General features: G+C 42.3%; 13 protein-coding genes. 4 read left to right on the top strand and 9 right to left on the bottom strand.

The window, feature by feature from the left end:
* Position 1 precedes the first annotated feature (1 nt).
* Positions 2-2,437: a TonB-dependent receptor domain-containing protein gene (locus tag ACH3Z1_RS13005; protein WP_490822407.1), complete on the bottom strand. Its 2,436-nt coding sequence runs from the start codon at positions 2,435-2,437 to the stop codon at positions 2-4.
* Positions 2,438-2,612: 175 nt separating this feature from the next.
* On the opposite strand from ACH3Z1_RS13005, the gene ACH3Z1_RS13000 reads away from it, so the two are divergent.
* From ACH3Z1_RS13000 to ACH3Z1_RS12990, 3 genes are all read left to right on the top strand, one after another.
* Positions 2,613-3,515 carry a hypothetical protein gene (locus tag ACH3Z1_RS13000; protein WP_490822406.1) on the top strand — a complete coding sequence of 301 codons (903 nt, stop codon included), beginning with the start codon at positions 2,613-2,615 and terminating at the stop codon, positions 3,513-3,515.
* Between the two features lie 229 nt (positions 3,516-3,744).
* Positions 3,745-4,734: a glycosyltransferase gene (locus ACH3Z1_RS12995; protein ID WP_490822405.1), complete on the top strand. Its 990-nt coding sequence runs from the start codon at positions 3,745-3,747 to the stop codon at positions 4,732-4,734.
* Positions 4,709-5,110: a septal ring lytic transglycosylase RlpA family protein gene (locus ACH3Z1_RS12990; protein WP_490822404.1), complete on the top strand. Its 402-nt coding sequence runs from the start codon at positions 4,709-4,711 to the stop codon at positions 5,108-5,110. The genes ACH3Z1_RS12995 and ACH3Z1_RS12990 overlap by 26 nt, the downstream gene beginning before the upstream one ends.
* A 76-nt stretch (positions 5,111-5,186) precedes the next feature.
* Here ACH3Z1_RS12990 and ACH3Z1_RS12985 read toward each other — a convergent pair whose 3' ends face one another.
* From ACH3Z1_RS12985 to ACH3Z1_RS12970, 4 genes are all read right to left on the bottom strand, one after another.
* Positions 5,187-6,347, bottom strand: a complete 1,161-nt coding sequence (locus ACH3Z1_RS12985; protein ID WP_490822403.1) for a PQQ-dependent sugar dehydrogenase — start codon at positions 6,345-6,347, stop codon at positions 5,187-5,189.
* 112 nt (positions 6,348-6,459) lie between these two features.
* Entirely contained in the window at positions 6,460-7,833 is a 1,374-nt protein-coding gene (locus ACH3Z1_RS12980) for a hypothetical protein (protein WP_490822402.1), read from the bottom strand.
* A gap of 11 nt (positions 7,834-7,844) precedes the next feature.
* Positions 7,845-10,496, bottom strand: a complete 2,652-nt coding sequence (gyrA, locus tag ACH3Z1_RS12975; protein WP_490822401.1) for a DNA gyrase subunit A — start codon at positions 10,494-10,496, stop codon at positions 7,845-7,847.
* A 218-nt stretch (positions 10,497-10,714) separates the two neighbouring features.
* Positions 10,715-11,443, bottom strand: a complete 729-nt coding sequence (locus ACH3Z1_RS12970; RefSeq protein WP_490822400.1) for a head GIN domain-containing protein — start codon at positions 11,441-11,443, stop codon at positions 10,715-10,717.
* Positions 11,444-11,617: 174 nt separating this feature from the next.
* Here ACH3Z1_RS12970 and ACH3Z1_RS12965 point away from each other — a divergent pair, with 174 nt between their 5' ends.
* On the top strand, positions 11,618-12,928 hold the full coding sequence (locus ACH3Z1_RS12965) for a saccharopine dehydrogenase C-terminal domain-containing protein (protein WP_490822399.1): 1,311 nt from the start codon (positions 11,618-11,620) through the stop codon (positions 12,926-12,928).
* A 4-nt stretch (positions 12,929-12,932) separates the two neighbouring features.
* On the opposite strand, the gene rnr is transcribed toward ACH3Z1_RS12965, so the two are convergent.
* From rnr to bioD, 4 genes are read right to left on the bottom strand one after another with little or no spacing between them, the layout of a single operon-like run.
* Entirely contained in the window at positions 12,933-14,954 is a 2,022-nt protein-coding gene (gene rnr / locus ACH3Z1_RS12960; protein WP_490822398.1) for a ribonuclease R, read from the bottom strand.
* Complete coding sequence (lpxK, locus tag ACH3Z1_RS12955; protein WP_490822397.1) at positions 14,951-16,036, bottom strand: tetraacyldisaccharide 4'-kinase; 1,086 nt, start codon at positions 16,034-16,036, stop codon at positions 14,951-14,953. Before lpxK ends, rnr begins: the two co-directional genes overlap by 4 nt.
* Positions 16,026-16,595 (bottom strand): 5-formyltetrahydrofolate cyclo-ligase, encoded by a 570-nt coding sequence (locus tag ACH3Z1_RS12950; RefSeq protein ID WP_490822396.1) that lies wholly within the window; start codon positions 16,593-16,595, stop codon positions 16,026-16,028. The genes lpxK and ACH3Z1_RS12950 overlap by 11 nt, the downstream gene beginning before the upstream one ends.
* A gap of 1 nt (position 16,596) precedes the next feature.
* Entirely contained in the window at positions 16,597-17,286 is a 690-nt protein-coding gene (gene bioD, locus ACH3Z1_RS12945; RefSeq protein WP_490822395.1) for a dethiobiotin synthase, read from the bottom strand.
* Positions 17,287-17,303 lie beyond the last annotated feature (17 nt).

Genomic DNA, 17,303 nt, shown 5'->3' with positions numbered 1-17,303 from the left:
CTTATCCTCCCATTCTGCCAGCCTCTTCCGAAGCACTGCCTGCACTGCGTTTGTTGGTTTTAAAGGATTTACCAAACCTGTAATTAAAGGTAAGGTTCAGTATACTATTTTCCCATCTGCTGTTTATAGTGGCATCAACAGTTGAATAGCGTGTGGTACCATAAAAACGCTGGAGTTTGAAAGGATCACGATAGTTCAGTGTAATCTTGCCCTGGTTCTTCAACACTGTCTTCGACACCGCAAAGGTGAACATGCCCATACTTTTAAAAACCATCACACCATCTACACCACGGGTATTATAAAAACCATTTACCTCAGCATCCCATCCTTTACCCAATTTGGTTTGTACGGCTGCATTGAAATTGCCTGAGTTCACACTTAAGTTGATGAGCGTATCATTCACAATTCCCCTGAAACGATTGTTAAAGAGATTGGCATTCAGACTCAGTGTTAACCATTTGGTTACCGGTTTGTAGAAATTGATGGCCAGTCCATACTGTTTACGTGAAGCAATATTTTTTCTGATCAGGAATGTTTCTTTTGTTGTTTCATTCTGTTCAATCACTTCAGAAATAACACCACTGGTAGCAGAATAATTCAACGTAGTGGTAAGCATGCCGGCATAGGTATGCGTTAATTCCAGGTTATTGCTGAACTGAGGCTGCAGATAAGGGTTACCCTTCTGATAGGTGTACCTGTCTACAATAAACACAAAAGGATTGAGGTTCCTGTATTGTGGACGCATGATTCTTCTGCCCGCATTGATGGCAAACATGTTTTTATCGTTCAGGTTATAACTGAGGTATAGGGTAGGGAAGAGCTGGCCATATGAATTCTTAAACTGAATACTACTGGTAACCTGATCGCCACGGGCATCGGTATATTCATAACGAAGGCCAGCCTGTAGCGATAATTTGGCATTCAGTGGGGTATTCAGACTCATATAAGCTGCATATACATTCTCCTTGTAGATAAAATAGTTGGAACGTGTAATATCGGGAACACGGTTGCCATTGATGATGCTGTCGAACTTCATGTTGTTATCACTGGTTACAAAACTCAGTTTGGCACCAGCTTCAAATCTTCCTTTGTTTTTCAGGGGTTGTGCATAATCTAATTTGGCGGCATATACATCAAAACCGGAAGGAAGATCACCAACAAGGCTGTCAGCCTTGCCTATGATATTACCATTGGCATCATAAATGCTGTTGATGAAACGCTGGCGGTGTTTGTCCTTATAGCTGATATAATCCGCATCAAAACTCAGTTCTCTGCCCGTTGAATCAAACTGGTGACGGATATTGAAGTTACCACTGTAGTTGGTAACATTGGGCGTCATGAATGTATTACCATGAGTGGTGGATTGTAATACACCATTACCATCGGTGAGCAGACTGGTACTGTTGTTGTTGAATTCCATTCTGGTACCAAAACCATTCAGTGTAAGTGCTGCAGAAGTTCTTTTCGAGAAAGTATAATCAATACCAATTTTACCCGAATGTGAATTGCGTTTATCGGGCATATACGCACGCTGGTCAAAAGTGCCCGTGATATTTTTGGTGGTTGGGTTAATGAAATTACGGAGGATACTAAACTGCTGATAGGCTTCACGATAACTGTAATTGTAATTCCCAAACAGATTGATTTTATTGATCCGGTAATTCAGGTTGGTACCAATGCCTGCTTTAGGATAAACACCTTGACCGTATGTAGTATTGACATTACCATTAAAGCCCTTGGTTTTTATTTTCTTGGTACGGATATTGATCACACCTGAATTACCCGATGCATCAAAACGTGCAGGTGGATTGGTCATGATTTCAATCTGATCAAGCTGGTTGGCATTCATACCCCTCAGCATATTCGCAAGGTCTTCACTGCTCATATAAGTAGGACGACCGTCTATCAGAAGAGTAACACCCTGTTTGCCTTTCAGACTGATATTGCCATCCTTATCAACCGTTACACCGGGCGATTTTTCCAAAACTTCCAACGCAGTATTGCCGGCATTGGAAGGGGAGGCGTCTACGTTCAAGACCATTTTATCGGCCTTCATTTCCAGGAAAGGTTTTTTGCTGGTAACCGTTACTTCACCCAGTGAACTCACAGCGGGATCAAGTGAGAGATTACCAAGTATAATGTCTGACTTATCTTCTGTAAGTGTAATAACAGAAGATAAATAACGCTGGTAGCCAACACTGTTTACGGCAACCAGGTAAGAACCATAGAGCAGGTTTTCAAAAGCAAAACCGCCGTTCCTGTCAGAAACAGCGGCTTTTGCCAGACTCGAATCTTTGGCTTTTAATAAAGTGATGGAAGCGCTTTCAATGGCTTTCCCGTTATGTAATACGATGCCCGATACTTTTCCATTTCGCTGTGCAATGGCCTGAAGAGTAACCGTCAGGAGTATAATGGCAAGGGTTGTAATTTTTTTCATGTTGGTTGAATATTTGTCTGATGCTGTTGCAAAACTGGTCATGAAACAGGTGGTATTCAATCGCATAAATATGTATGTCGTGACGAACGGTTGCTGATGCAGATAAGTGGACCGGAAATGTTTTGTATTTTTAAATGGCGTTGCATAGAATGAAATCACCTATAAATTCAGGAATATGCGTACAATACTGTTTGGTTGTAAAAGCCTGCTGCTTATGGGATTGATCATATATTCTTATTCCTGTGTTGCAGCAACAGATGAAAAGGGATTGGTTTTAACAGGTAGTACAGCAGGCGATTCATTGATGAAGCGTATGCTGAATATACCGACAACAACTGCTGTAGACTTTATCAGGTGGAAATTGGTATTACAGGATGATCATCAATTTGTACTCGATATTCAATTTGGAGAATCGCAGCCCAATACAGTAGGATTCAGGAATGGAGGCGCCAAAAGCAGGTTTACCGGACAGTATACGGTGGCTGCAAATGAGCGGTTTAAAGTATTGTATCAGTTACGTACTGAAGGTCTGCCAGAAACCATATCGCTGGTCAAAATCAGTGAAAATGTTTTTCACTTCTTAACAGCGCAGGGCGCATTTATGAATGGCAATGGTGGCTGGAGTTATGCGTTGAACCGTGCTAAACTGGTAGCGTCCAATAGCATACTCATTAAATCCTCCGGAAAGGAAGAACCATCTGCACAGGTAATTTACGAAGGCCGGACGCCTTGTCGTGAGATTGCCGCTGAGCACCCGGAAATGAAAGTAAGTGCAGAATGTTTTAAACTTAAATGGCAGTTGGTTTTAAACAGGGATCCAGTTACATTTTTGCCCACCACATTTAGGATCCGCAAAATAATCGATGGCAAGGCGCAACATGTTACCGGTAAATGGATCATCCGGAAAGGAACCGGTGCCAACCAGGGACAGATCATGTATATCATTGAACCTGATAAACCGGCTGAATCTATCGCATTCCTGGTGGCTGACCAGCATGTATTGTTATTCCTCAATAAACAGCAAGAGCCTTATATCGGCAATGCTGATTTCGGTTTTACGCTGAACAGGAAATTATAAGTCTTCGTTACCCCTTATATTATTATATGTATAACATTATCAGTTAGTTAGTTTATAATCTACTAACGGCTTGAATTAATTTAGTTTATTATAATTATCCTATAATTAATATTATGTTAAATCGAACACAGCGAAATACGAGTAAAAAAGAAAACGGCCAGTCTCTCTTCAGTTGTAAGAATTCCGATTCAGAAATAGTATCTATACTTATTCCATATGCCTATTTTTGATGGTGCATATTCTTATTGTCAACAATACGGTTATACCAGCTCTCAAATACGGAGGCACAGAAAGAGTGATCTGGTGGTTGGGTAAGGCATTGGTTAAAGCGGGGCATCGTGTTTCTTACCTTGTTCCTGCAGGCTCCAGTTGCCCTTTTGCAGAAGTGTATCCTTTCCATCCTTCCATTCCTTTTAACGAACAAGTACCTAAGAACATAGGCATAGATCTTATTCACTTGAACCATACAGTGAATGAAGAACCTTTACTGCCCTATATGATGACTTTACACGGCAACCTTAATGTACAGGTTCCTTTACCGTTGAATACGGTATTCGTATCACGCAATCATGCCGATCGTTTTTGTTCTGATTCTTTTGTACACAATGGAATTGATCCGGATGATTATGGCGATCCTGCACTCGACAGACCCCGTTCCTATCTTCATTTTCTGGGCGATGCCGCCTGGCGTGTGAAAAATGTCCAGGGAGCCATTGATGTATCTAAGAAAGCAGGGTTACCCTTACATGTCATCGGTGGCCATCGGTTTAATTTTAACCAGGGGATTCGTTTAACCTTCTCCCGCCATGTTCATTTTCATGGCATGAAAGGCGGAGAAGAAAAGAATGAAATACTGCGTGGTTCCAAAGGGTTTTTATTTCCTGTTCGCTGGCATGAACCTTTCGGTCTGGCACTGGTTGAAAGTCTTTATTTTGGTTGCCCGGTTTTTGGTACCCCCTACGGCTCATTACCCGAAATTATTCCTGGCGAGGTGGGTTTTTTGTCTGCTAAATCAGCTGAACTGGTAGAAGCATTATCCAATATAGGTTCCTACAGCGCGAATCATTGTCACGAGTATGCAATGGCACATTTTTCTGCTGATGGTATGATGCGCGCCTATCTTTCGAAATATGAAAAAGTATTGAACGGACATACTTTACATACCCAACCACCCGTTTTGAAAGAAATACAGTATGAAAAGTTTCTTCCGTTTGAATAGTGGCCGATGTGGTATAGCAATTAGCTTATTCTTTGTGTTAACTATTGCATTCATTACTACGGGATGTTCCAGAAAAATAACAGAATCGGGCATGGCTTCCTTCTATGGTGCCGGCGATGGCTTTCACGGTAGAAAAACAGCGAATGGAGAAACCTTCAATAAAAATAAATTAACCGCTGCCCATAAAACATTACCCTTTGGCACGGTGGTGAAAGTGAAAAACCTGAGTAATGGTCAAACGGTAAAAGTACGCATCAACGATCGTGGCCCCTTTGTAAAAGGCCGTATCATCGACCTCAGCGAAAAAGCCGCCAAGAAAATAAACATGCGCCAACAGGGTGTGGCGGAGGTTACACTAAAATACCGGAAGAAATAATGTATGATGTCAGATGTCTGATGTCGGATTTGTTTTTTTATATCAGACATCCGACATCATACATCAGAAATTTCTCCTATTCTCCTGTTACCCTAATAATCCTCCCCGGTCCTTCAACAGATACATAGATGTTTCCATCTGGGCCTTGTTTTACATTGCGTACGCGGCCAATGCCTTCGAGAATTTTTTCTTCCTCCACAATTTTATCGCCCTGTACCACTGCCCTGCTAACATGATTGAATTTTAATGACCCTGTGAGCAGACTGCCTTTCCATGATTTAAAATTGTTACTGGTGATAACGGCAAGACCCGAAGGTGCAATGGATGGATCCCAGTATTTGGCAGGATTGGTGATACCTGCTGCTGTTGGACTTGCCGACACCGCTACCCCATCGTAATTCTTGCCAAAACAAACCAGTGGCCATCCGTAGTTCTTGCCTTTTTCTACGAGGTTGATTTCATCGCCTCCCATTGGTCCATGTTCATTCTCCCAGATACGGTTGTTTACCGGATCGAAGATCATGCCCTGAGGATTGCGGTGTCCATATGAATAGACCGTTGTTGCACTTGTATTGCCAGGTAATACCGGATTATCTGCCGGCACTTTACCATCATCTGACATACGATGTACTTTACCCCAATCGCTTTTGGTATCCTGTGCATTCTGGTTGCTGCTGCTGGCCCCACCATAACTGCCTGAACCCCCTTCTCCGATACTCAGGTATAAGAGTCCCGCATTATCAAATACAATGCGACTTCCATAATGACCGTACCAGGTATTGGCCGTTTTACTGGTGAAAATGGTTTCGGCATTGGTTATGGCATTGCCATTCAATTTAAACCTGGTTAAACGAAGCAGACTTCCTCCTCCCGGATTATTGAAAGCATAGGATATATACACCCATCCATTGCTGTTGTAGGATGGATGTACTTTTATATCCAGTAATCCACCTTGTCCGTTGGTATTAATACCTGCAGGCACGCCTGTTAGTTCTTCCGTAACGCCTCCGGTTGTATAACGGTAGATACGCCCACGTTTTTCGGTGAAGAGCAGATCACCATTGGGAAGAAAATCCATACCCCAGATAATTTCGTGGTTATTCACCAATACTGTTGTTTTTAGTTTTGGTGTACCTGCTACGGTTGTCTCTGTTTGCTTATCGGCTGCTCCCTTGCAGGAACTCAGTAATACAACACAAAAAATAAGCGATCTGATCGTTTGCAATGTCGTTGGCATAGCTGTAGGATATATCGTGATGCAAAATAGCTTCCTAAATGTACTGATTGTTTGCAGCAATAAAAAAAGCCCCGTCGTTTTAACGGAGCTTTTTTGAAAACTTTATGAGTTGTTAGAATTTACTGTGCAATGCATCGAATTCTTTGAATTTAGCTTCGAATTTATCAAAAGCGGCATTGTCTTTACCCCTCACTTTATCGCGTTTGTAGCTGTAGAGGTTCGCCAGCCAGTCAACAGATTTATTGATAACACTTCTTTCATTGTTGGTTCTGGTAGCTTTGTCTTTCAATAAAGTGTAGGCTTTTTCGAGCCATTCCACTGCCTGGTCTACCTGCTGGGCAATGGGAGCTTCGAGGGCTGCATTGGCTTTCAGGTAGGGTTCTGCTTCAGCTTTTGCTTTGGCATCTGCAGCTGCTTTCTTTTTAGGATCTTTTTCTACTGGTTTTTCTGCATTGATGCGTTGTACTGATCTGATATTATCACGTACTTTATCGTCTAATTCGCCAAAACTGTTATAATAAATAACACCGGTGTTGAATGCAGCAATGGCATTCTTATCATTTTTGGCAAATGCTTTTTTGAAAGCTTCTACTGCTTTGTTGTTGTACATGGCTGCCGTAGCACTATCAAGATCATCTTTCATCTTTGCATTGGCAAAAGCACTTCCATACTGGATGTATTTATTTTCAGTGAGTGTACCCGCCGCTTCTTCCTTGGCATACAAAGCTGTTTTTGCTTTCAGATCATAGGTATCGATAAAATCCATTTCATAACTTTCCCATTCTTCATTGTTTGCTGGAAATACTTCTCTTGAGATAGCGAGGTATTTGTAGAACTGGCCTTCATCTTTTTTACCACGGGTATAATAATCAACCAGAAAACGATATACATCTACATAGTTGGTATCATTTACTTTGTTATCTGCAATTCTTTTATAGTAAATAGATGCATTTTCGAGTTGTTTGGCATTCTGAAAACAGATAGCAGCATAAAGAATAGAAGTTGTATCCATGCCAATGGAATTGCTGGTCCACTTATTGGCTATAATCTGATCAATGTATTTTATTCCATTTACAAATGACTGTCCTGCATTAGCCCAATCTTTTGCATTAAAACGGTTGCTTCCCTGATTAATAAAAGATGAATACATATCGAAATACGCTGTAATGCCATCTTTTTCTTTTGCTACTGCATAAGTTGGGTCCATTTCTTCGTATTTCCTGATTGCTGCTTCAGCTTCTGTCTCCGCATTCGGGAATTTAGCATTTAACTGCTGGTTTTTAAAAATGGCAGCATAAATTTTTGCTTTCCACATATAGGTCTCGGCTTTGGCCTGGGCCTTTGGATCGGCAGCTAACTTGTCAATTTCTGTTTTGGCATCTTCTACTCTACCCAATAATAACGCATTGGATACTTTTTTATAATCCTGTGCAGTAACAAACTGCATTAACATGGCAAACATGGAAAGCAATAAAAGCTTCTTCATAACGGGAGGTTTTATACTTGGTTTTCGTTTGAATTTGTTTCGTTTTCACCAGGTGTTTGTTCACCGGGTGTATTTGTATTTTCGGGGGTTGGTTCAAGATCAGTCAATTCTTCATCATCTTCCTCAATCTGAGAAATAGCAGCAATTTCATCACCCTCATCAATGCGAATCAATTTAACACCCTGGGTAGCCCTACCCGCTTCGCGGATATCGTTGATACCCGTACGAATGGTAATACCAGATTTACATGTAATGATAAGATCTTCTTTTTCAGTAACATAGAGAATGCCGACTAAACTTCCTGTTTTATCGGTAACATTGATGGTTTTCACGCCTTTACCCCCCCTGTTGGTGATACGGTATTCATCAATGGCTGTTCTTTTACCAAATCCTTTTTCACTTACCACCAGTATGGTTCTGCTGGTATCCTCCTTATTTACACAGATCATGCCAATTACCTCATCCTTCTCATCTTCCACTTCGATACCTGCTACACCAATGGCACCACGACCTGTTGAACGTACTTTTTCTTCTTCAAAACGAATGGCCCTTCCGCTCTTTACCGCCAGCATGATTTCGGATTTACCATCGGTCATTCTTGCTTCCAGTAATTCATCACCTTCCACAATGGTAATCGCATTTACCCCATTGGCACGCGGGCGACTGAAATCTTCCAGTGATGTCTTCTTAATGATTCCTTTCTTGGTACAAAGTACAATATAATGCTGCTGAACAAAGTCTTTATCTGCCAGGTTCTTCACATCAATAATGGCTTTTACCTTGTCATCACCCGGTAACTGTATCAGGTTCTGGATAGCCCTTCCCTTGCTTTGCTTTTCTCCTTCCGGAATTTCATATACACGCATCCAGTAACAACGTCCTTTTTCGGTAAAGAACATCATGGTATCATGTGTAGATGCCACGAAAAGGTGTTCTACATAATCTTCATCTCTTGTTTTGGAACCTACCGCACCACGTCCGCCCCTTCTTTGCTGACGGTATTCCGTTGCAGAAGTACGCTTGATGTATCCGAGGTGCGAAATGGTGATGACCACATCTTCTTCTTCAATCAGGTCCTCAATACGCATTTCATCAGCGAGGTATTGTATTTCACTTTTACGCGCATCCCCAAACAGTTCTTTTACTTCCAGCAGTTCTGTACGGATCAGTGCATAACGCAGTTCTTCACTGGCCAATAAAGCTTTCAGGTCTTTAATGGTATTGATCAAACCATTGAATTCTTCAATGATCTTGTCACGTTCCATACCTGTCAGTCGCTGTAAACGCAGTTCGAGGATGGCTTTAGCCTGTGCCTCCGACAAACCTTGTTCCTGTGTATACAGTTCATTGGTAAGATCGCTGAAAAGTTCCTGTTTGAGTAGCCATTGACCTTCCTTACTTTTCTGGATCAGGCTTTCTTTTGCTTCATCTGGTGTTCTGCTAGCACGAATCAGTGTAATTACTTCGTCCAGATGATCCAGCGCTTTTAAATAACCTTCTAAAATATGGGCACGCTCTTCTGCTTTTCTCAGTTCAAATTTCGCGCGGCGTATCACCACTTCCATCCTGAAATCAATAAACTCCACGATCAGGTCGCGGAGGTTCATGATCTTGGGTTTACCTTTGGTAAGTGCCACATTATTGATACCATAACTGGTTTGCAATTCTGTGTATTTGTACAACTGGTTAATTACCACCTGTGCCACAGCATCACGCTTCAGGTCAAGTACAATCCGGGTGCCTTCACGCTTATTACTTTCATTGTTGACATGTGCAATGCCTTCAACGGTTTTATCTACTACCAGTTGTCCGATACGATCCGTTAACTGATCCCTGTTTACCTGATAAGGCACTTCGGTGATGACAATCTGTTCACGTCCGCTGGCTTTGGTATCAACATGACATTTACCACGTACCACTACTCTTCCGCGGCCGGTTAACAATGCCTGTTTTACCCCTTCCATACCATAAATCACACCCCCGGTTGGGAAATCGGGTGCTTTTACATAGGTAATCAGTTCTTCGCCTGTAATTTCTTTATTGTCGATATAAGCAACACATCCATCAATTACCTCGCTCAGGTTATGTGGCATCATGTTGGTGGCCATACCTACGGCAATACCAGATGATCCATTCACCAGCAATTGTGGAATTCTTGAAGGGAGAACTGTAGGTTCTTTGAGTGAATCGTCGAAGTTGAGTTGAAAATCTACCGTTTCTTTTTCGATATCATCCAGCATGGCTTCGGCCACTTTCTGTAAACGGGCTTCTGTATAACGCATGGCAGCCGGTGGGTCGCCATCCTGGTTACCAAAGTTACCCTGACCATCTACCAGTGTATAGCGCATGGTCCAGTCCTGGGCCATACGAACAAGGGTATCATAAATGGAGGAGTCACCATGGGGGTGATATTTACCCATTACTTCCCCCACAATACGGGCAGACTTTTTATAAGGCTTATTGCTGTTGTTGCCCAGTTCATTCATGGCGTACAGCACCCTGCGGTGTACAGGTTTGAAACCATCACGTGCATCGGGTAAAGCTCGTCCTACGATCACCGACATCGAATAATCGATGTAGGCAGTTTTCATTTGTTCCTCGATATTGACCTGTATAATCCGATCGTTATCGCTGGTTTGTTCCGGTAACAGATTTTCTTCCATGTTCGCTGATCTCGTACTGAATTTTTAAGTTCTTTCCGGCTGGGATTTACCCTTTTATTTGCCGGTTGGCGAAGATAGCTTTTTTGGGTGTGAAAGGGGTGTAAAAAACCTTGTTTTTTAAGGGGTTTTATCCACAAAACTGCATAAAAAAAGACCCCTGAATCCGTTGCTGTATCAGCATCTGATCCGGGGTCACTTCTATACCTAAAACTGTCTGCTTACAAAACTCTTCTGATATCTGAACTACCGCTTTTATTGGTCTTGGTTTCTGTTGGAGTTCCTTTGTAATGGATATCACTTCCACCGCTGGCATGTGCATCAATGGATTTGCTTACGTTCACATTCACATCACTCCCACCCGATGAGTGTACCTGGCAGGTTTCACTACTCAATTCATAAGCATCTACATCACTTCCGCCCGATGCACTGATTTTTAAGTTTACAGCTTTGCCTTTTAAATCGGCATCGCTGCCACCACTGGCTGAAAGTGCCAAGAGGTTACAGGAAAAATTCCCTTTCAGGTCAGATCCACCGGAAATCTGCACTTTAAGATCGCCGGCTTTGATTACTCCTTCACAAAACACATCAGATCCACCCGATGCACTCAATCTTTCCAGCGTTTTTACCGATACATATGCTTTCAGCTTCCTGTTGCCCCAGTCTCCGCCCCAATTCCATCCACCATTTTCTTTTTCATAATAAATCTTTAACACCCCATCTTCCACTTCGGTGATGATTTTGTCCCTGTACTCATCTTTTGCCGCACTAACAGCCACCGCTTCTTCAGATGACTGTGTGAGGTAAAGATCAATTCCATGCGATACCTGTATCGATTGGAAATTTTTCAGGGATCTGGCTTTTGCGTTGGCATCTTGTACCGTCTTTTGTGACCAGGCCTGTCCACCCATCATGCAACAAGCCATCAGCAGGATTATCAGTTTTTTCATACTTTTTTTTTATTAAACGTGCAAGATGGGCAGATGTTACAGGGAGGAGGAAAGACCGAAGTTGAGAGTCTGCGGTATGAAGTAATGATAAATGCTATCACCTGTTCTTTCCGACTTCCGGACTTCCCGTCTTTCGGACTTTCTGACTTTCCCGACTTTCCTTAGCTTGCGCCCATGTTAACCACAAAACATCTGCTGGTATTTGGTGCAGGCAAGTCTGCCACGGTATTGATTGATTACCTGAAAAAGGTCGTCGCAGAGCGTCAATGGATACTTACTGTTGCCGATGGCGATTTAAAAACGGTACAGGATAAACTGGGCAATGCCAAAGGTACCCATGCTGTACAACTGGATATTCTGGATGCAGAAAACAGAGCTATACTGATTAAAGCGGCTGATGTTGTGATTTCATTGATGCCGCCATCATTACATCTGCCAGTTGCAGAAGATTGTCTTCGGTTGGGGAAACATTTACTTACTGCTTCCTATGTAGATCCCGCCATCAGGGCAATGGCCGCTTCTATTGAGGAGAAAGGTATTTTATTTTTATGTGAAATGGGGCTTGATCCGGGCATAGACCATATGAGCGCCATGCAACTGATTCACCGGATTAAAGCCGAAGGCGGACGCATCGAATCATTTTACTCGCATTGCGGGGGATTGGTTGCACCAGAAAGTGATGATAATCTCTGGCATTATAAAATAAGCTGGAACCCCAGAAATGTGGTTTTGGCAGGTAAAGCCGGAGCTGTTTACCGTGAGAATACTGTTGTAAAAAAGCTTTCCTATGAAATGCTTTTTGAGCAAGGCACAACTGTGAACATTCCTTCGGTAGGCACACTCGCCTATTATGCCAACCGCGATTCATTGAGTTATATTGATTTGTATGAGTTAACGGAAACAAAAGATTTCCTCAGAACCACTTTGCGGTATCCCGATTTTTGTAAAGGCTGGGCCGCCATCGTTGCCCTGCAACTGACAGATGAAAAAGTATTGTATGATACCGAAGGCTTAACCATCCATCAGTTTCTCCAGCAACACCTGCAAGAAAAACAGCTCAGGGTTTTGTTTAATCAATATATGTCTGATGATTTAATACGCACCCAGTTTGAATTCCTTGGATTCATGAATAATGAGCCTATTAACAAAGGACGATGTACAGCGGCTGATATCCTTCAATGGCGAATGGAACAAAGCTGGATTTTACAACCTGCAGATAAGGATATGATTGTGATGTTACACGAAATAGTTTATTCGTTAAACGGACAGCAACACGAAGTGAAAAGCAGTCTTGTGGTAAAAGGCGAAGACCATCTCCGCACCGCCATGGCCAAAACAGTTGGACTACCACTGGCTATAGCTGCTGTTTTAATTGCAGAAGGAAAATTAACCGTAACAGGATTACACATTCCCATCATCCCTGCTATTTACGAACCTGTGTTGGTCATGCTAGAGAAAGAAGGAATCGTATTTAAAGAAGGGTAAGTTTTTATTTTTTCTTTTTTTGACTTTTGACTTTTGACTTTTGATTTTTTTCTTCCTCCCCACCCAATACCCATTCATAATCAAGCTGTCGTTTTTCGAGATTGGCTGCTACTACCCTGATCATCACTTTGTCTCCCATGCGGAATGTGCGGCCACTTCTTCTGCCAACAAGGCTGTAGTCGCTTTCGATCAGTCTGAAATCATCATAATCAGATAAACTGATCAGACTTACCAGTCCTTCACATTTATGGGCCACAGTTTCTACCCAGAAACCAAAACTGGAAACACCGCTCACCACTCCCTCAAACATTTCACCCAGGTAATCGCGCATGTATTCTACCTGTTTGTATTTGTTACCAGCGCGTTCGCATTCCATGGCAGCGCGTTCTCTGTCGCTGCTGTGTTTGCACTTTTCTTCCATTTTCTTATCGATCAGCGGCTTGCCCTGTAGTACCGATTCCAGTACCCTGTGTACCAGTACATCAGGGTAACGTCTGATGGGTGAGGTGAAGTGACAGTAATGTTCAAAGGCAAGTCCATAGTGACCAATATTCTCTGTTGTATAAACTGCTTTGGCCATGGTTCGTATACCCAGTTGTTCCAGCACATGCTGTTCTGGTTTTCCTTTCGCGGCTTCCAGCATGGAATTAAAACTACGCGCAATCGATTCTGGTGATCCCAGATCGAATTTGTGTCCATACTTTTTAGCAAAATCCATAAAAGGCATCAGTTTTTCAGCATCTGGCTGGTCATGCACCCGGTATGGAAAAGGCAGTGGTTTTTTATTGATCTGTATTTTCGAAATGTTTTCAGCCACCGTTCTGTTGGCCAGTAACATAAACTCTTCAATAAGCTGGTGCGCTTCCTTACTTTCTTTTACCATGATGCCAACAGGCTTCCCTTTTTCATCGAGTTTAAAGCGCACTTCCTGTGAAGAGAAATTGATGGCTCCTTTACTGAATCGTTTTTTTCGCATCCGCTGTGCGAGATCATTCAACAGTAAAATTTCATCCAGGTATTTTCCTTCTTTCTTTTCAATGATTTCCTGTACATCTTCATAGGTAAACCGATGATCCGAATGAATAGCTGTACGGCCCAACCAGTATTGTTTTATTTCACCCTTTGTATTCATCTGGAAAATGGCAGAAAAAGTAAACTTGTCTTCATGCGGTCTCAGTGAACAGAGTTCATTGGATATGCGTTCCGGCAACATCGGGTTTACGCGATCGGGCAGGTATACAGATGTGGCTCTTTTATAGGCTTCTTCGTCGAGTTCAGTTTCCGGTTCCACATAATAGCTTACGTCTGCAATATGTACACCTATTTCATAAATACCATTCGACAGTAAACGGATGGACAATGCATCATCAAAATCTTTTGCATCAACCGGGTCAATGGTAAATGTTAGAATATTACGGCAATCCTTTCTTTTTTTGAGTTCTTCGCTGTCAAGTATTTCCGGTAATCTTTCCGCTTCCTCCAATACATCTTCCGAAAAGAAAAGCGGGAAACCTGCCTGAGCCAGCAATTCTTTCATGGCTGCATCATTCTCATCCTCGGGTTGCATGACGTTGACAATTTCACCTACTGGTTTTTTATCGTCCTTATCCCATTTAACGAGCCTTGCTACTACCCTGTCTTTATGTTTAGCCCCATTTAAGGAAGTCAGTGGAATAAAAAGATCGGGCATGGGTTTATCGGTATCCGGTACAAAAAAGGCAAAATTGGTGGAGAGCTGAACATACCCGATGAATTCTGTCTGACGACGTGTAACTACTTCTGTGATCTTTCCTTCTTTCTTTCCGGTGCGGCCATTTTCCTTTACCACTTTTACACGAACAATATCGCCATTCAGTGCATTCATAAAATCGCCGGGACGCACCAGTACATCGCCTGTTCCGTTTTCTATCACTACATATCCCATACCGGAACGGGTTACTTCAAGTTTTCCTTTCAGCACCTGTACCTGTGAGGATTTGGCCTTCTGTTTCTGTTTTTGTTTCTGTTTGGATGGTTTTCTGCTCATGTCATTGACTTGAAGCTAAAGTTCCTGATAAAATCAGTAACCATGATATTAAATTGTTCACCTTCTCCAAACAAAAATTCATGTCGGATGGGTAATACATACATGGGCAAATTGGCCAGTTCTTCCCTGAATTTCATGAGTCGAACCGCATCCTTCTCGGTGGTTAGGATGATTTTATCTTTAGCGTATATCTGTTCAAATTTTTTTCTGATATCATTCAGGTCATCAATCGAAAAAATATGATGGTCTGAATAATCCTGCTGGTAATAAGTATGGGTGGTTTCGTGTAAATAGTCTTTCAATGGTTTGGGGTTGGCAATACCACACACCAGTAATACTTCATCGCGTGGCGTGAGCAGCCATTCATCGTCGTAGTTAAAAATATGGTAAGGCACCCCATAAGCTATCCGTGTAAAAAATACTTTCTGGTCTGCTCTTGGTTTCAGGTTTCGTATGATCTGTTGTTTTTTTTCATTACTCAGATCCTGCGGGCATTTGGTGACTACGATAACAGATGCTCTTTTGGCTGATGCTTTTTCATCTCGCAGGTCGCCGGTAGGCAGGTAAAAATCATGTACATAAATATTGCTGTATTCTGTAAGGAGAATATTAAAGCCCGCATTAACGGAACGGTGCTGGAAAGCATCATCCAGAATAATGGCCTGCAGATCGGGAATATCCTGTAATAATTGGGGAATGGCCACTAATCTTTCTTCTCCCACGGCAACAGGAACAGTTGGAAATTTCATATGAAACAACATCGGCTCGTCCCCTATTTCAAGTGCTGTAGTATTGGCATGCGCTAGTGCATATCCTTTGGTTTTTCGTTTATACCCCCTGCTGAGTGTTCCTACTTTAAACTGTGGGTTGAGCAGATACAGTAAATATTCTACCATAGGTGATTTGCCTGTGCCTCCAACAGCCAGGTTACCTACACAAATCAATGGAAAATTAAAACTGGATGATTTTAAATAGTGTTTATCAAACAGCCAGTTTCTGATGCGGATGACGAGTGCATAAATTAATGCAACAGGTAAGAGCAGAACACGAAATGATTTGAGGAAAAGGGTATTAAAATTCATAGATATCCTTCGGCGTGATACAGTAGTTCAAAGGTACATCAAATTCGTGGGTGTCTGTAATAGACTGAACAGGTTCAAAATAACTAAATCCGATTTTAACAGTATCGGGTCGGCATTGTGGCAGGAAGCGATCATAAAAACCCTTCCCATAACCCACGCGGTAGCCATGGGCATCGCAGACCAGCATCGGAACAAAAACCATATCGATCTGTAAGGGATCCAATACCGGTTCATACAGTGGCTCTTCAATACCCCATTCATTTTTTTGGAATAAGGTAGCTTCCGTTACCAGGTGAGCGGTAATGGTATGCTGCTGTAAATCACTTACCGGATAGGCAAATTGTATTTGAGGAATAAAATGATCCAGGTAACCTTCAAACAAAGAAATATTGGGCTCTCCCTTTTGTTCCATCGGTGCATAACTCAACACAGTTTGCCAGCTACCCAAAGGCAAACGCTGGAACTGTATTAGCAGCAGGTCGTCCATCAGCATACGGTCTCGTGCGGAAATTTTTTTCCTTTCGGCGATGAGTTGTTGTCTTAACTGCTGTTTGGTCATGTTAACCTGCTATCAAGTTTTGTAATGAATACCTCAACTGATCTGCATACATACGAATCGTTTTTGGATCCTTATTTTCAAGATACGCAATAGTTCCAAGAGAGGGGTATCCCGTCCATTGCACAATTTCTTTTTCATAATCGAGGTACTGGTCATTGAATATCCATCCGGCCACATTCAGCCCTGCCTGTCTGCAATAAGCAGCCGTAAGTCTGGAATGATTAATGCTGCCGAGATAATTCCTGCTCACCAAAATTACACGGGCATCAATGGCTTTCGCAAGATCAGCCACTGTTTCATTTTGATTCAGTGGAACCAGTAATCCTCCAGCACCTTCTACAACCAGCGGTTTATTACCGATACTATGCAAAATGGTTGAACAGCTATTTTGCAGAACTGCCATTTCTATTTCTACTCCTTCTTTTGCTGCTGCAATATGTGGTGAAGCAGGCATTGCCAGACAATATGATTCTTTATGAATCACACTCGTCTGGTTACTGATTAAGGAGGCAACGGTTTGTGCATCGGTGCCTGTTTCATAACCTGCCTGTACAGGTTTCCAGTAATCGGCACCCAATGCTTCGGTAACAATGGCTGCTACCAGCGTTTTACCGATATCGGTACCTATTCCGGTGATGAGTATGGGATGGGGCATGAGGTGAATAGTGAATGGTGAAGCGTGAGTGGTCAATGGCAAGCGTTTTATTG

Source organism: Sediminibacterium sp. FW305-C-49, assembly GCF_058231085.1.
Note: the sequence above shows the minus strand (reverse complement) of the source record. Positions and strands in the feature narration are given on the sequence as shown.

Excerpts from the sequence above, each read along its gene's own strand:
- ACH3Z1_RS12965 (WP_490822399.1), top strand. The coding sequence starts at position 11,618 with ATGTTAACCACAAAACATCTGCTGGTATTTGGTGCAGGCAAGTCTGCC.
- ACH3Z1_RS12985 (WP_490822403.1), bottom strand. The coding sequence starts at position 6,347 with ATGCCAACGACATTGCAAACGATCAGATCGCTTATTTTTTGTGTTGTA.
- ACH3Z1_RS12970 (WP_490822400.1), bottom strand. The coding sequence starts at position 11,443 with ATGAAAAAACTGATAATCCTGCTGATGGCTTGTTGCATGATGGGTGGA.
- ACH3Z1_RS13000 (WP_490822406.1), top strand. The coding sequence starts at position 2,613 with ATGCGTACAATACTGTTTGGTTGTAAAAGCCTGCTGCTTATGGGATTG.
- ACH3Z1_RS13005 (WP_490822407.1), bottom strand. The coding sequence starts at position 2,437 with ATGAAAAAAATTACAACCCTTGCCATTATACTCCTGACGGTTACTCTT.
- ACH3Z1_RS12950 (WP_490822396.1), bottom strand. The coding sequence starts at position 16,595 with ATGACCAAACAGCAGTTAAGACAACAACTCATCGCCGAAAGGAAAAAA.
- ACH3Z1_RS12995 (WP_490822405.1), top strand. The coding sequence starts at position 3,745 with ATGGTGCATATTCTTATTGTCAACAATACGGTTATACCAGCTCTCAAA.
- rnr (WP_490822398.1), bottom strand. The coding sequence starts at position 14,954 with ATGAGCAGAAAACCATCCAAACAGAAACAAAAACAGAAACAGAAGGCC.
- ACH3Z1_RS12990 (WP_490822404.1), top strand. The coding sequence starts at position 4,709 with ATGAAAAGTTTCTTCCGTTTGAATAGTGGCCGATGTGGTATAGCAATT.
- ACH3Z1_RS12980 (WP_490822402.1), bottom strand. The coding sequence starts at position 7,833 with ATGAAGAAGCTTTTATTGCTTTCCATGTTTGCCATGTTAATGCAGTTT.
- gyrA (WP_490822401.1), bottom strand. The coding sequence starts at position 10,496 with ATGGAAGAAAATCTGTTACCGGAACAAACCAGCGATAACGATCGGATT.
- lpxK (WP_490822397.1), bottom strand. The coding sequence starts at position 16,036 with ATGAATTTTAATACCCTTTTCCTCAAATCATTTCGTGTTCTGCTCTTA.